Source organism: Paenibacillus sp. UNC451MF (assembly GCF_000686845.1).
GTDB lineage: Bacteria > Bacillota > Bacilli > Paenibacillales > NBRC-103111 > Paenibacillus_S.
In genome coordinates, this window is record NZ_JMLS01000024.1 from 20,092 (window position 1) to 37,894 (window position 17,803).

Consider the following 17,803-nt stretch of genomic DNA (forward strand, 5'->3'; position numbering starts at 1 on the left):
TCGTTTATTTGTTGCTAGAGATCCATGAGTCAAGTCTTATTGCAATAGCTGCTGCTTGAGCCCTTGTCAGATCGTCCAGCGGATTCACTTTATTGTTATCTCCTTCAATAATTCCGTTCTTAATGCAGAGTGCAGCCGGTATTTTCGCCCATTCTGGGACATTCGCTGCGTCTGAGAACGTGCTAAGCAGCTTGTCGGCTTCCTCTTCAGATAAATCTTCGACAAGTCCAAGCGCTTTAAGCAATCTTCCCGCCATCGTCATGGCTTCGATTCTCGACATCGTCTCCTGAGGAGCGAAGGAACCATCTGCTAGTCCGTTCACAATACCCATTTGTGCTGCAACTGACACACTCCTGTCGAACCAATCATCTACGCTGACATCTGTGAACGCAGCCTGCCCGTTCCTATTCATCATCCCTGCAACCCGAAGCAAAATCGTCGGATATTCGGCACGCGTAATATGACTTTCCGGCTCAAAGCGGTTCGTATCCTTGCCAAGTACAAACAGCTTGGAAGCAGCTTGACTGATACTAGCCTTGCCCCAATAGGTATCCTCTACATCTCCGAACGCTTTCTCGTTTCGTAAAAATGCCAGATTGCCGTCTCCCGTCAATTGAGCATCGATGTACGCTGCATCGCCAGATGCATTTATCTTCCATGGCAGCGGTGTCCAAGCTCCTTCCGGATTTTTCAGCACAACCGCTGTAAGCTGTCCAGGTTCAAGTGCCCCCGGCATCGGCACTCGCAATGACGCATAGGAATTCCAGCTAGTCGCCGGAATATTAGTCTTGATGGATACGCCTTGACCTGCTACCAATAAGGTAGAATCCAGACTATCCGCAATGCTTCCGAGAGAGTCGAGGACATAGCTCTCATTCGGGAAAATATTTACTTCCAAGTTCCCTTTCAGACCCGCGAGCTGTTTAGGTGTCAGCGTCAGTTGGGCCAAAGGAACATTGATGACGATATTTTTTTGTTTGCTGATAGCCAGCTGAACAACATCCGTATCTACCCGGAACGTATATCCTCTTACTGTATTATCCAGAGAAGTGATTACGATGTCTCCACTACCTGCAGCGTCCACACTTTTCGCTGTAATGCCGGCTACAAGTACGTTGTCCTGCTTATCGGCGTTAATACGCTGCTGGTTGATGGTTACTTCTGACGTTTCGACCGGGATGCCGCCGCCACCAGCACCGCCTCCTCCTCCGCCGCCTCCACTTCCTTTGGAAGAACGGAATACGTTAGCAGAGAGTTTGCCTGTCGAGGCTACAGCCAGCTTGCCCGAAGAGGTTCTTTTAGCCACAATGACGTCATCACCGGATTCGGCCTTAACATTCCCATCCTGAGGCAGGAAGCTCCACTCACTTAAATTTTGACCCAGCGTTGGAAGCGCCAATGCAGTACCTTTCTTAAACACTTTGTACACAAGTTGATATCCAAGCATTTCACCGGCATCGGTCACAGTCACCTTAGTTCTACTGCTGTCGTTCGCTATAGCTGAAGTGGCTGCTGTGATAATACCGAGCTCAGTCGGCGTTGGAACCTCTACAGTAGCAGCCGCCATCGCTTGCAGCGTGACCCCTTCAGAAGCCTGATAGCTTGCCTGGACAAGACTTGCTCCCGTTGATAGTGCTGTAATCGTTCCGTCTTCGCTCAGATCGACCGCATCACCTGACAGGATAGAGTAGCTGACTTGTCCTGGAGCGGCAACCTCCTTGAACTTCGGCTTGCCTTGAGCGTCTTTGCCGTCAGATACTCGGAGAAATGCCTCCAGCTTCTGGCTGTCCCCTCGCTTCATGACCGGGACCTGACGAATCACAAGACCAGCGGGTACGTTATACCGATCGTTCGTAATCTCAACAACAGCCGTGTTTTCATTACCTGCTCCGTCCCCGGCTTTAACAGTGAGACCTACGGTCGGATCGTTCGATTCCACAGCAACTTCTCCAGAGAATCGCCCGTTATCCTCCACTTTCAGAGCTGTCTCTTTACCATTCCCGATCACCTTAACAACAGCATCGTTCGAGCTTCGACCCGAAAAATGGATTTTCCCGCCATCGGTCCTTGCACCCGTTAATGGCTCATCCAGATATAATATCGGAGCAATCGTATCTACGGTCAGGTACAGCATCTTGACCTTGCTATCCTTCGTTTTCGTATTGGTTGCTACCAATTCAATTGCGTAAGTACCGTCCGTCGTGAGCGGTTTAAGCTGAAGCACGCCATGGCTTCCGCTGCCGTCATTATCGAGCGTAACTTGGCCAATCGATTGATTGTCGTAGAAGGCTTCTACTTTCACATCCAATTGATCCGAGAACAGCTCCATGCTCTGCTGTGCGATATTGTTGGTTAGCCAATCGATTTTTGGCTGAGGCTTTTGCAGCAGCTCCTTGCTTTGCTGAAGGTCAGGCTTCGCAGGCACAGGAAGCAGCTTGCTCACGCTATCCGTTCGGTTTGCATAATGGTAGTTCTCGTTTTTATCCACTTCCTTAGAAGGCTTGACAACAGACGAAACGCCTATCGTATACTCCTGCCCAACCTGCAATCCGACATACTTCACTTTGGCCGGATCAACGGCCTTCGAGTTAAGGCTCTTCGGATCAGTATCCGGCGCCGATGTCGTTGTAGCAGTCCAGCCTCCAAGTAAAATGCCCTCGTATTTGCCGGTTGCAGAGTTCCAGTGACCCGCTAGTTCCTTTTCCGTGAACATCAGCTCGCCGAAATTCGTATAAGGCTTCAGCTTGCCTCCCTGCTCCTGCATTGCATTGATGACATAGCTGTGTTCAAAGTTTTTCAAGTTGTCTTTCTTCGGCGCTGGCTTGAAGGATAGTTCGAAGTATCCGTTCCCTGCCGGCTCTATAGTCACGTCATTGACTGCCTGCGGAGCTAGACGATCAATGATTTCGAATTGCTCCGCCGAGGTTTGGGTACCGAAGGTGGAATCGGACTTGAGCTCTGCCCGCAAATAATAGCTGCCCTGCTGCATCAGTCCGGTAATATCCTGAACATCCTCTTCGCCTACACCGTCCTCATTCAGTGATACTTGAGTTACGTCAATGGCTTTACTGCCTGTAGTCGTTTTCCCGTTGACTCCGCCACTCTCGTTAACCGGAACATTTTTGGCAATCAGAATACCCGGATCGCCCGGTTCGAGCACTTCCTTGCCATTCTCAAGCTTTGCCGTATCCGCACTTACTGGATCTTTGGTCAAATACAGATTGACCGTATCTCCCGATTTCGCATTCTCTACGGCCCAATTTGCCGTGAACTTGTTCGTGCTGCTGCTATCTTTAGTCAAGCTGACATTCTTCAACTGTGGTAATGTCGGAATGTTAAGCAGTCTGGTCTGTACCGCCGACTCGGAGGTAAGGGTCCATATGCCACTGCCAGAAATCCGTTCCTGTGGAAGAACGATATATGCCTTCCGATGATCCACCTTATCGCTCGAGGTTGCAGCCGAGATGTACTGCGTAAAAGCTGTCGCTCCCGGTTTCTTATTATCGTTGTCAAATACGATCGGATAAGGTTGTCCTGCCGCATCCTTAAGCGTAAGGTTCGGTATTTCCTTATCCAAGTACTCTACTTCAATAATTGCGTTGCCGGATACACCATTCATCGGTATTTCATGCACACGCCCACTGTTTTTCACTGTAATGCCACCGATACCGATGTTCATCGCACCGTTATCCAGCACTTTAACTCCCTCAGCTACGTCACGATAAACAATCTCTTGAGTTTCTTTTTCCGCCTCTATCCAGGACGTGGCAACCGTCTTCACCCCTTGCCCGATGACGAGCAGACGTGGACCACGATTAGGATCATTAATTAACACATGAGTAAATCCGTCAGGAAGCTGCTCGCTTGAGGTGCCGAACTCGACCCCGCCGCCCCAGTAATAAGTAACACCGAGGGAAATGAACAGAATCCCCACGCTTCCCCAGACCTTGTCGTTGTTAACCCCGAAAAATACGCTGGCCAGCGGCAATCCACCGACAACAGGCACATCTTCAGGAATCTGAACCTTGGCGCCGATATATCCTTCAAAGTCGGTCCGGTGCTTCTCCAGATTTTGTCCTACAAACACTCCGACTTTACCTACGATGACATTCCAGCCGCCTATGTCGACTTCCGCCTGCATACGTACGAACCATGGAGTTACCCATTGGGCTTCAATCAGAGCCTGCGTCAGCATGTTGATTAAATCATCTTCCTCAGGATCACCTTTTGGGGAGAAATCCAGTTTCCCCTGCAATGCTATTCCCGTCCGCTTCAGAGTAAGATCGATATCGCCAAAGAAGTAAGCGGGCGCAATACCGAACCTTAGGCTGACTCCAGCCTCTATTACAAGCGGAAACGGATCATCCTTGGTGCCTCCGGCTATCGTATCTGCCAGCTCACGAACCGCTCCCCGCACACCTGTTAAATAAGTGGCACCGGTAATCAGCACCCCGGGGTTTTTAAGTGAGGCACTAAATCCCAACACATCCGGTAAAATCCGACCGTCATCTACTTTTTTGAAAGCAATTTCCACACCAACTTCGGTCATGCTCTTTAACTGGGCATCGAATTTTAACCCGTAGGTGTTGGAAACACCATCAACCTGCTGCACATAGTGGATGATGTCGATTTCACCGCTCGGCTTCTTTGGACCTTCCGGATCCTCTTTAGCATCTTCCTTGCCTTTGTTCTTCGGTTCGAATAAGCCTAATTCTTCGTTAAGATCGAATTTCAATCCGGCTTCGATACCTACGAAGCCTTTATCGTTAAATTGGACGTTACGCACTTCAGCGTTCAGCACCTTAAGCGAAACCGTGCCCCCGAAGGAAACACCGCCAGGTCTTAAAATAAAATCGTTAAATGAGATACCGAAGCCGGAAAATGTAAAGTTCGGCACGGCAAACAAGCTGTGCTTGTTGAAATAAACGAGCTGGACCATAACTTGGCGCAGCGGATTCAGTCTGTCTCCAAGCGCTCCTGAAGCCCATTTCAAGCTACCGTTTAAGCTGTCGTCCTCTTCATTTCCTTCTTTCTCTGGAAATTCCGCTTGTGGAATGGTATATCCTTCTCCCAATGTTTTCTCAAAACCATTGAAGAAATCTAACGTCCATTCTCCTCTGTGAAATACAAAGCCACTGCTGGCTACGCTAAGTGTTCCATCCCCTTTTACAGAAAGCGTGTCAAAGAATGGCATGCTATCGTAGCCGTTCACCTTCGACTTGGCACCGAAAATGTCCAGTTTGCCCCGGACAAATACCATATCTTTGCCTCGATATGACACGGCTCCGTTAATAATGGCCGGTTCGGTTTTCGTATCCACGACCACTTGTATATCATCGCCAGAGCCTGCTTGCTTGATCATCCCGCGAATGTCTACAAGCTTCTCCCGATCTTCATCTTCAAAAAATTCTTCCATCTCTTCTTCCGATTCGAACAAAGCGTATTGGTACGCAGGTACTTCCTTCAAAGCCTCGTCATCCAAAAATTCTGCAAGTTCGAACTCAGGGTCCAAAGCCTTACTTGCTATGCCAAAAAAAGCTTTGGTCTGTTTGAAAATGGTTACCGCACTGTATAAATCGGCTCCTTCTTTGAAAGGTTCTCCCGGGAATGCGCTGTTGATATCCTCCAGCAGCTGTCCGCTCAAAGATGGCGTGACATGGCTTAAATCGACCGTTTGCTTGTAAACAGCCATCAGTTTAGCTTCTCTGATTCGATTGATCTCGTTATCCGTGACGGCAAAGGTTTGGTTCGTCGTAATATCGTACATCGCAGCGATTTCCGTATCGCCGCCGGTGTCCCCTTTGTAATCAATTTCGACCTGATATTCACCTAAAGGCAGCTCAGGTCCAAGGCCGGCCTGAATCACCTTCCCTTTGTCATCAACCAAGTCTCCGCCTCGATACGTAATGCGCATATCTCCAGAGAATCCGTCATCTGTCGGCTGCAAAATAACCGAGCTTTTGACCGGCACTTTATACCGTTTGCCCGTTACCTTCTCCTTAAGATACAGATCGAAGTTAGGCCCACTCGTATCGCTCCCCGGATTGTAAGCATCGATATTCGTCATATTTACCGTAATGTATTTCACATCACCGCTGTACGCTTCTTTTGGTGATAGGCCATAAGCATACGTAGGCACTGCATTGCCGATGGCCGGCAATAGAATAAAGTTGGATTTATTCGACTCGTATTGAGCTTTTAACCCGTCATCCGTCTGCCCTTCAAGCTTGACTTGGGTTTCCGGACTTCTTACGGTCATCATGTATTGCTTGGTCGTCGGCCAAGGTCTTCCCTTAGCCTGCACTTTAAACGAGGCCGTTACCGTATCACCCGGTTTATATTTTGGAATAATGCCTTTCTCCGCCTCTTCCGGCGTCGCTGTCTTTCTGAACTCCAGTTTTTTGCTTCGATATCCTTCGGTTAGAGCCTTGCCGCTCGCGTCGCGCACAATCTTGCCTTGTTCATCCAGCTTGACGAAGCTAAGTCCACTGTCCAAAGTCAGCTCGACTTCGATTTTGGACTGCTCCATATTGAACATAGCGAGGTTTTCCACCTCGGCGTTCATATCGAAGATACCTTCGCCCGCATAATTGCTGTTATCGCTTAATGTTGCCAGCTGCTGTGGCGTATCGAGAAACCGAATAGAGAATACTTTATCCGGCTCAATGATTTCACCTAAGCCATAAACCGTTTCAAAAGTTTGAATGGCCTCGTTCGCGAGAGGCTTCGGCTGCCAATAGAAGGCAACAGCAGAATCCTTCGTTCCGTAATCATTCGTATCTCTCGTGAAATCAAGATTAGGATTCGGCGTATAGTCCCATTTCGTATTCGCAAGGCCGTTCCAATGCCCCACGATCATTTCATCCACGATGTTAATGTTCTTTTCCGCGAAGTTATTGAATCCATAAGCCATCACATTGGTTGCTTGCGGGTTTGTCTGGTCGAGCTTGTCCCTCATAACCCAATATGGCGGTAATTTATATAACGGTCTATCCTCTTCCGAGATGCTCGGATCATTCTCGGGATCATGAACCAGCTTTCTCTCTACCATAAGAGGAACCTTGTAAGCTGTTCCGATCTGGAACTCGGGCCCGTCATTTCCCCCGACCATCGTATCCAGCAGCATACGGGAGCCAAGCTCTACCTGAGCACCGCTTCGGTTGACTACCTCATAGCGGATATTGACATTTCCGACGTTTTTCTTATCCGATTTGTCACTATATAGCATTAAGATTTGCTTAATCTCAACGCTCTTGATTCTCCAAATCGTTTCGATTTGCCTTGTCCCATTCGTGTTCTCGACAATTCGAGGCGGAGTGACTTCAGAGAAAAAATCAGCCCCAAACTTGTACGGATTACCAAAAATATAATCGGTCCCGTCGATCCGAAAAGTCGTAAAGGAAGTTTCCGGATCATCGCCACGGAACATCATATTAACGTTATCATCTTTTTTCCGTATTGGCTGCCCTTCTATCGTTCTTATGCCGTACCGCCCAGTGCCATTGTCGACCGTGATTTTAATAAAATCATTTTGCAGCACCGTCACCTTGGGAGCGCTGAGCTCCGCCGCAAGAACAGACGCAACTTGGGCATTCGAGCCCATGACGAATATAAGTACAAACAAAAATACAAGCGTCCTTTTGACAAGCTTCAATTAAACTGCCTCCTATCCTGAAACCGTATTGCCATCATTTCCTTAATAAGGACAAGGGCATCCTTGGCAGGAGCCCTTATCCCAACTATCCTGTCTTAGCCAATCTACTCTTTTTTGCCGATAAAGAAGGTCGAATACTCACGTTCCCGTTCCTGGTTTCTTACGATAATCGTATACCAGCCCGCTTCAGGGAAAGTGACCTTAAACTTGCCGTTCACCAAATCGCTGTACGAGATTTTGCTGGCAATGTATTTCATTTGCCCTTCTCTGTACAGACCCGGCTGATACATCAGATCGTAAGTACCCCATTCGTTGATCTGCTGCTGTCCGTTGACATCCATGATGTTATATTTCGAGATGCTGAAGGTGAGTGTATTTTTGTCAAACAAGGCGGATTCGCCACTGGAAGCGGATATGAGTACATCATCAGCGAAGATGAGCATGCCTTCGTTGGAAACTACAGTAACGTCCTGGTAGGCTGCCGAGGTATTACCTACCTGATCAATAGCGGTATAAGTTACCCGCTGCCGTCCAAGCTTGGATAGATCCAACCCACTGATCGAAACGCTGATTGTATCTGCAGCGGACACATTGTCGCTAACGGTGTATCCTCCCAAATCTTTGCTGAATTCAAAGCCCTGCTGGTTTTGCGTAATGCCGACCGAGGACAAGTTCAGCTTGATATCCGGCGGCGTGTTATCCAATCCTTGGATGGTAACAGGCACTTTCCTCGTATTCCCCAGAAGATCGGTTAAAGCGATGAGAGTTGAGCCATCCGCAGAATAAATCCGTGAATAAGTAAATGAGCCGTCCGAACCGCTGATTTGATTCGTATACTGACCGTTCTCACGAATAGGAGTCGTTCCAGCAAAGACCTTATTAGGATCTTTAGCTTTTCCGGCGAGCGACACTTTCATCTTGCCCTGTGCATATCGCTGTCCGTTAATCGTTACAATCTTGTTGTCCGGCAAAGCGTTGCCAGCAGCATCTACGAAGGTGTAAGTTACCGAATCAGCTACTGGTGGTGTGGAAAGGACGTTTTCTACCGTTTCCTTAACAACCGTCGTGTTGCCGTATTGATCGGAAACCATAAACGAAGCCGTGCCGTTTTCCAGCAGCATCACGGTATTTTTTCCATCTGGCACGATGAAATCTTTGTCATTTTCTTTTTCTTTAACCACGGTTAAATTGACTCCGTTGGAGTGCAGCACGTTACCCGCGTTATCCGTGATTGTTCCGAACGTTTTGCTGCCGTTCTCGCCGTAAGCATAAGAACGAACGATCTTCACCTTTGGCGCGCTTTTATCGATATTATCCACTTTTGCTATGGCTTCGCCTTCATTCCCCGCTTCGTCCTTAAACTTAAACGTGAATTCGCCGTTCTCTGTAAAAGTATGAGTCGAGCGACGCTCTGGATCGGTAACGGTAACCGGTTCGGATAAGCCGGTCAGTTGGACGGTTACATTCCCGTTCGTTTTTCTTGTGGTCAAATATTCAATGGTTCCCACTGGTGGAGTGGTGTCTACATTTTTGACTACGGCATACAGCGTCGCTTTTCTTGCTGCATCGGCGTTATCCGTCAGGTCAAAGGAATATAGTCCGTTTTGACTGACATGAAACGTGTTGCCGGTACGTACTGGCGTCGAAGGATTGACAGTCGAAGGCACGACTTTGATGCCAAGCGGAGCTGCGATATCTAGGTCTACACCTACAGTTGCATTGACAGGCCTGTCGGTGCTTAATGTAGCCAATGCATAGACCGGCATACTTTTGGAAACGCTGCTGGCATCCAAACTTTTCGGCTCACCGACCACTCCGGCAGGCGTTCTGTATTTCACCTGAATGTGCAAATCATTTGTGTTGTTCGTAGGTACCTTAAGCGCCACAAAGTTCGTATAAGGGCGCCATCTTAACCAGCTAGCCCCATTATCAGGAGATACAGAGAAATCATAGCCGCCTTTATCTACTGACTCGGCTGCAAGTCCGAGCTGCACAATAGCGGTATAGCCATCCTCCGCGTCACCGTACAAATAAATCAAATCCGATGTCACTTCTTCCGGAGGTTTCTCAGCATCTTCAGACTTGGATAAGGCGAATACGCCAGTTGTTTTGGCGATCACGCTATTCTGAGCTGCATCCATAGCCCATACGTACAGTCGGAAGCTTTTTTGTTCACCGGGTTGAAGCACGTCATTTTTAATTTCGACTTGCCCATTAGTCGGCAAATCTATCCAGCCTGGTGAAGCTTCGTTCGGCGCAGGCAGTTGTTCGTCGACCCACTGATATTTCTTCTGCTGCATCTCCGCTTCTTTAATACCCGCCTTCTCTGCGGTAACGGTTACCGATTGGGAAGTCTGTGGATAGTTAACTCCGCTTTTGCTGAAGGTGACTACCGGAGGCTCGTTATCGAAATAGTAAAGCTTGGAGAAGAAATACTTTTTCTCAAATCCTCCGTCATCTACCTTAATAAAAATGTGAACATACTGTTCGCCGTTTCTCGCCACATCAGCAGGCACGGTATACACACGCTCTCCATTACTTCCACTTGTAAAGGATGGAAATGGTTTGAAGGAAGCTTCCTCGGGACGTACCTGATTGCCACTAATCGAATAGCCCGCATACGTCACATAAACCAGATTGTTCACAGACATCAAGGCTTTCCCCTGATACGTGGATTGCGTTACTGTGCTGGAGTAAGTCGATTGAGTGACCGTTCTCGAATAAGTCGACTGGGTTACAGTCCCCGAATACGTCGTGGATGTCACTGTTGATAGCGACGACAAACTGGCAAGTCCAGTGAGCTTAAATTGGACGTCATGGCTTTTGACATACCCCGGATTGGCTTCCGGTGAGAAGCTGCCGCTGATCTGATCGGATGAATTCACCGTCACCTTCTCACTGTCAACGATCCGTTCATTGCCTGCTTTATCAGCCGTTTTGACTTTCAGGACATAAACTCCGTCTTCAACAACCTCATTTTGAGTCGTTACCGTCGCACTGTTTCCTGTCATCGGCATCCAAGCTGCGTCTTGTGCCGCGCTTGTTTCTTTCACCCATTGATAGAAGCTGCTGCTTACACCGCTATGCTCGTCAGTAATCTTCAGCTTCATTTGGACCGCTGCCGTGTTATCTCCGATTTTTTCTTCGAAAGTGACGGTCGGCGCTTTGTTATCCACCTTGATGGTGCCGATGCTATGGATCCAGTTGGAATCGTCTGTCATAAAGTCGTCTAACGGCCATATTTCGATATCACCGTAGTCGCCCACTTTTTTCAGGACTTCATTATCTGCATATATTTTTTTATCCGCATCGGAACCCGGAGCCTTATCTAACCATTCTTGGTATTGATCGTGATGGTCCTGACTGAAGTTCTGCTGCTTCTTGTATTGCATCAGTTCCCTCGCCGAGTCCCAAGTCATATCGGCTGTCCAGGTGTGCAAATACCATTCACCGCTTTTATCTTCTGCTAGCGCCTCGGAAGGCAAAGCGATCAGATTCGTTTTGTTATTGGCAGCGCTGAGCTTAATGTTTTTAAATGCCTCATCTGGGTACAAATCTTCACTCGGCTGCTTGCCCTTTAGTGAGTATCTTTTAAGTGCTGCAAAATGATCTGCTTCTTTTCCAGCAAAAGGATCATTCGGACTTTGGCTCCACATGTAGTAGACAAGCCCTACGGCTGGCGCAGACGCTCCCGTCATATTGGACGGCCGGTAAATTCCTCTGCTCGGTCTTACCTCACCAGGCCTCGTCGGATCAAGTGAAGGTACTATCAATGAAGGATCGTTGGCATCTATTGTTACTTTCCCGCTCTTTTGATAGGTTTGATCCGAGGCCCCTCCCGTCTCATAACGGTAGCTGACCTCCGGCTTCGTATTGTCTATCCATAATTGTGCCCAGTCAATCTTCGAATTGACGTTGGAGGCGTCTTCACCATCCTCCGGATCTGTGAAAATACCATCATAATTGGCGGGCTGGATCAGCATATTGCCAGCATAATCCTGCAGCACGTTGGTGTCTTTATTCCGGTTGGTTACAGGGTCGATGATGTTATCCTCATGAGTCAAGGCAATGACTTTCAAAAGCGGTGCCTCAATGTCTACTCCGTCCGGGATTTTCAGATGAAAGGTCCACTTATCCGTACCATCACCCGATACATATTGGGCTTTCATACCATTACTCAGTAATAGGTACGTTTTGGTCTTATCCCATCCTGTTTTCACGACAGCTTCTTCCGTCAGCTGCACGGTAAAATCAAAGGAGTCGTTCCTGTTCAAGGTGACCCCGGTTAATATTTCCGGCTGAATGCCGTTGCCTACCTTCGTATATTTAGGAGGTACCGCATCTACGATGACCCGGAGTCCTCCTTCTTCAAAGTTGAAGGGATTCACGGTTTTACCGACCAAATAATTATCGCCTGCGCTGCTTGTACTGCCTGCCTTATTAAAAGCTGAAAAATCTTGCACTATATTGCCTGCTGCATCAGCAAGAACAGCTCCCCTGAGCTTTTGTTCCAAGGATGAATCGATATCGTAAGTATCATCGTTCGCGTTCTTCTCCTCATCATTCCTTTCCATTTTCGGTATAAGAGGAATATTCCCGCTATGATGATATTTAGAAGCCGTATATTTGTACTCAATGCTTTTATTAAGCGGAACTTTATCAAGACTTTGAGCAAAATCTGATGCTGTATAGTTTGTATTTTTTAAATACTGCTGTTCACCGGCAGCTGGCAGCCCTGTACCAGCAGGGTTTACAAACAGTGGATGCTTGAGAAAAGGATCGCTGTATGCCGAACTCACAGATGTCGGCCTCACCGGTTCGCTGAAGTTATAAGCGAGACTAAAAAACTCATCTTTCTTTGCATATAGCTCTCTTTGGATCGGTTGGATTTTTTCATTATTTCTCCAAGCTCCGTTCCCTTTAAATGTGTAGTCGGTCAAACTCGGGCGCGACTCATCTTTAAACTTTATGTATAATCCTCTTGGACCCGATGGAGCATCCGTATCATCCCTAACGCCTTCCACATTAATCTTAATCTTTGAATTCTGATTTATCGAAATATCACCTGTGCTCCTTGGACCAACACCGCCATCCCATGCCGTTTCGTCAAGCAGATCATGACCATCGACATTCACTATGACTCTTGTTCCTTGGAAGCATTTAAAGGCACCGAATAGGCCACACCCGCTCCCTTGCTCGACCCAATCCAGTGCGGACCAGCCGATGGCAACCTTAGCTTGACCGCTTTGGGCAAGATCTTTTAATGCAGGATTTTGTGCAACATTGACTTCCAGATCCATGGTGTCGCCTGAATAAACGAATAGATCACCGCCAACAAAATCTTGTTGTCCCCCTATACCGCTTCGAATATAGCCGGGGGTGGAACCCTGAAAATTCCCTAATGCATTCTCTGCTGCAAAGGTACAATTACCGATTCTAACTTGGATCGAACCGAATCGAACCTCCTGGTCTCCAGTTATACCGCATGAAGCACTTGCCGCCTCCACCCTCGGAACATCCCAGGGAGAAAACAGCGATAACAGCATGCTCAGACATAGAATAATTGAGCACCATTTTCTTGCCGTCTTGCTGTTAAGCATTCAAAATAGACCTCCTCAAAAAATACTTTAGTTATTAAACTAAATAATTCTTCTGAATCTATATGCTTATATTTCTAAAAAACATCCCTTTTTAGAGTAAACCGGGACCAATCTAGCACATTTTTACATCATACGACATCGAACCTTAAAGAAACCTTAAAAACATAGGTCTTTCGACACAGAAATAAGCGTTTTTCACAACAAACCTGCATAATAAGACTTATGTTCAAACAAAAAGCGACAACCCCTTGATTTTCATCAAAAGGTTGTCGCTTTTTCCGTCACACTATTCTAGACTGTTTCGCAGGAAGGCTCGCCCCAACCGGAATCAGTACTGTAACCTTGGTTCCTTTGCCGGGAGAGCTATCCATTCTAAGGTCCGAATTATATTCATATTTAAGACGTTTCATAATATTTTTCAAACCAACTCCCTGCGAAGCATCAGGGGTCTGATCCAAAAGCTGCTTGAGCCTCTCAGCCTCTATGCCGACCCCATCGTCTTCGATTTGAAAGCAATAATGTCCATTCGTTCTGCTCGCTGTTATTTTAACTGTTCCTCCATCCGTTCTGCCTCCTATCCCGTGACGAATGGCATTTTCAACGAGCGGCTGGATGAGCAGAGGGGGGATGCTGACACCGTACATCTCTTCCGCTATGTCATATTCAATCCATAGTCGATCTTTAAATCTCGTGCGCTCAATCTCCACATAGGATCGGATCAAGTTCAGCTCTTGACCGAAGGAGGTCCGTTTCTGAACATTGCTGAACCGAAAGCTTCCGCGCAAATAATCGGCCAAATCTGTGGTTAACTTTCGCGACTTTTCCTCGTCCGTGTAGCTCAATGCTATGATAGTGTTGAGTACGTTGTACAAGAAATGAGGCTTGATCTGAGACTGGAGAAACGCTACCTCCAACTCGATCGCCTTTTCAAGCGAATCCTTCATTAACAGCAAGCCCTTAATTCTCGCCTTAAGCTCCATCGTATCAAACGGCTTCGATAAAAAGTCGTTTGCCCCTGCTTCAAAAGCAGCAACCTTATCCTGTGGCTGTGTCGCCGTCGTCACCATCAATACGGGCATTTCAAGCAGCGTATACTTTTTGCGAATCGTTTGGCATACCTCGTACCCCGACATTCCAGGCATCATCAGATCCAGAATAACCAGATCGACCGCATTCGGTTTATGGATTTGTTCTATCGCTTCCATCCCGTTTTTGACGGCGATGACATTGCAGCCCAGAGGCTTAAGCGCATCGATCAAAATTTTCAGATTCGAGAACTGATCGTCAACGATGAGGATCGTGTGTTTTCCCCTACTTTCCATATAGTATGGAGTAGGGAAGGAATAGGCCTGCTCGTTCCCTATTCGGTCATACGCGGTTCTGTCTTTCTTCGCTCTATCATCGTTTCCAGCGGATGGCAGACTGAATGTAAACACCGTGCCTTCGCCTTTTACAGAGTAAACTGTAATTTTGCCTTGCTGCAGCTCGATAAGCTGCTTAACGATGGATAATCCTAAGCCGAAGCTCTGGCTGCCTGAGGATTCAAACGATTTAAACGGTTCAAAGATGAATGAGATAGCATGCGGATCGATCCCGGCCCCCGTATCCTTAACGGAAATCTCGATTTTCCCGTCCCGCTCCTCTGCCGATACTTCAATACTTCCGCTCTCCGTATGCTTAACGGCATTATCCAGTAAATTATTTAAAATTTGCCGAAAACGGTTCTCATCCGCCAAAACATTCGGTAAATATTCCGGAACGTTATTGATTAAACTCACATTTTTCCCTGCCGTCAAAAAAGAGAATATCCGTAGAACAATGTCCACCGTTGTTCGCACATCGACCGGTACGGGCCGTACGGTAAGATCTCCCTGCTTGAGCCTCGACAGATCCAATATGTCGTAAACGAGCTGTGACAGCTTCTTACTGATGCTGTGCACCAGCTCCAGCTTCTCTTGCTGCTCCACCGGCAGCGGCTCCCGCACATCATCGATCATCGATTCGGAAATCATGATAATACTTTGCAAAGGCATCTTAAATTCATGTGATGTTTTCGAAAGGAAATCATCCTTCAATTTATCCGCTTTGAGCAATTGCTGGGAAAGCTGCTCATTCTTCTTGAAAGCGTTAGAGAACCGTAGCGACATTAGCAAGGCGAGCATCAACAGTACGAGGAATACCTCGAATGGGAAAGTCATATAAAGCGGCACGTTCGTATACACGTTAAAGCTTTGGATCATGGAATGATAGTTTAAGGCGATAGCAGCTACTACCAAATACATGCTGCCTTCCACCCGGTGAAATGCAGCCAGCAAGTACACATACGTCGCATATAAAAAGGGAGCCGTCGCATAAAAAGTCGTAAGCAGCATAAGAATCCTGCTATTAGTAATATCAACAAGTCCGAAAATCATCAAGGCTACCCCGAAACCGATACCCGCATACACAAGCCACTTCGAGCAAAAAGGACGAAAAGCCGTGTAGACATAAAAGAGAAGCGCAATGCAAGCTGCGTATACAGAAATCGTCTGCATGCGGATGTACACATTGTACGACACGAAGTCGAATAAGACGAACAGCAGTCTCTCACCCCGCGTCGATAAATACACCGTAGTAAATATGCACAAAAGACCAAATGCAGCAAGGGAATAGTCGCTTTTCCGCTGGATATACATGCCGATAAAATACACGCCGATGATAAAAAAACAGCAGATCGAGATTAAGTCGTGAGCAATTGCAGTATCGCGCAGGCTGGAAATCTGGTCCGAATAACCAAAATAAATAGAGTTGGCAATACCGCTGCTGGCTGCATAATCGTAGTTGGCCACTTGGACGATAATTTCGTTCCAGCCCGGCTTTAATGAAAAATAACTAACATACGGTTTGTTGCTTCCGGTGTATGACGTTTTATCCGGCAGAATTCCTGCAGAGCCTACTATCTCACCATTGACTATGATACGGTTGGACATTTGGATGGATAATGTTTTTAAGCCGTAAGTTCGACTGACGTCATCTATTTGGATTTGCAGCCGATATGTTGCGGTTCCGAAAGCATCCATACGATCTGTCCATGACCCAGGTACCGTAATCAGATCGGATGAAGGTGCTGAGCCGTTGTTTTGCTGCATAACTTCATGTCCAAGCAGCTGCCCAGGATAAAATTCCCACTCTCCATCGAGTGGAACAGCTCCTTTCTCGACAAAGAGCCAGCCCCTCAGATCCATGCGGCCGCCTGATGCGACTGGAGTATTTTTAATGTTAGCCATGAACAATTGGTATAAAAATCCGTAGCTAACAGCCAATATGATAAGGGTTACGGCCGCTGCCGCCAGTTTTTTTCTCATGCCGCTCTCCTCAAATGAATTAGGCGAAGCTTTTATATAAGCGAACCGTCTCTTCTTCTAGATCTACGCCCAGATTCACCCGAACCGCATGGTCGAGCTGCCGGAATATTTTTAAAGCCTCATTGCGCTTATCTGTATGGATATACAGTTGAATCAAATCTCTGCCGTCTTTCTCCGAATCAGGGGATACCTCCAAAACATGCCTCAGGCTGTCGGCAGCCAGTAGAGCATTTCCGCACTTCATGAAATAGTTGTAAGCGATCCTCAACGTCTGGATATATTTGGATTTGAGCTCTTCGCGCTTCCACATGGCCCAATCGAAATCGCACCCCTGCAAATACTCCCCAATATGTAAAACATTCAATCTTTCGTATTGCTTCTCGTCCAAAGCCTCGTTTGATGCCGCTTTTTCCACTATAGATAAAAATTCAGCTACATCACTTTCCATTGAACTCGTATCTATAACATATCCTTTGCCGACTTTATTCACTTTCAGATTAACGTTATTCGCCTGAAAGCTTTTGCGTAAATAGGAGATGCAAGTATATAAGTAAGTTCTTGCCTTATCTAATTCGGACTCAGGCCAAATCGAATTAATTATCATTGCGGCATCGACTTGATGACCAACATGATGAATTAAAAAAGCGCACAGCTCCTTCTCCTTATTGGTTTTCCAAGGAAGAACTCCGTTTGCTGTCTGTATCTGGAATCCTCCAAAGCATTGAACGAAAGTTCCAGCTTTATCCTCAGATTTCCTATGGATTTTGCCGGATATGGCTTTCATGCAGCGTGAGACAGTATTCCGCAGCCTTTCTTTTGTAAAGGGCTTCAATAAGTAGTCCACAGACTGAATTTCAAATGCTTCTACCGCATATTCCGAATAGGCAGTGGTAAACACAATTTCGGTATGGGGTAAAATGGTCTTGATCCGTCTTGCCGCCTCCATTCCCATCATGCCCGGCATTTGGATATCCAAAAACACAGCGTCTGCCTGCAGCGCTTCAAGAGCCTCCAGAGCTTGCACCGGATTCGTAAATCGTCCTACAACCGTTACATTACCGATCTCATGCAATAAGATTTCCAAAATATCGAGCGCATTTTCTTCATCATCGATAAGTATAACGCGCATTTACCCATTCGCTCCTTTTGTATGGCTACACCTGAAACCATCTTAGCTAAAAGCATTATACAATGAGGTTTCTTTA

At 47.0% G+C, this 17,803-nt stretch carries 4 protein-coding genes; all 4 read right to left on the reverse strand.

The window, feature by feature from the left end; all coding sequences use genetic code 11:
- Positions 1–4 precede the first annotated feature (4 nt).
- The 4 genes from BP97_RS0122895 to BP97_RS0122910 all read right to left on the reverse strand — a co-directional run bounded on the left by BP97_RS0122895 (position 5) and on the right by BP97_RS0122910 (position 17,727).
- Positions 5–7,654 (reverse strand): S-layer homology domain-containing protein, encoded by a 7,650-nt coding sequence (locus tag BP97_RS0122895; RefSeq protein ID WP_028551206.1) that lies wholly within the window; start codon positions 7,652–7,654, stop codon positions 5–7.
- A gap of 104 nt (positions 7,655–7,758) precedes the next feature.
- Positions 7,759–13,254: a hypothetical protein gene (locus BP97_RS0122900; RefSeq protein ID WP_028551207.1), complete on the reverse strand. Its 5,496-nt coding sequence runs from the start codon at positions 13,252–13,254 to the stop codon at positions 7,759–7,761.
- Positions 13,255–13,535: 281 nt separating this feature from the next.
- Entirely contained in the window at positions 13,536–16,598 is a 3,063-nt protein-coding gene (locus BP97_RS0122905; protein ID WP_028551208.1) for a hybrid sensor histidine kinase/response regulator, read from the reverse strand.
- Between the two features lie 19 nt (positions 16,599–16,617).
- Positions 16,618–17,727, reverse strand: a complete 1,110-nt coding sequence (locus BP97_RS0122910; RefSeq protein WP_028551209.1) for a response regulator — start codon at positions 17,725–17,727, stop codon at positions 16,618–16,620.
- Positions 17,728–17,803: the final 76 nt, after the last annotated feature.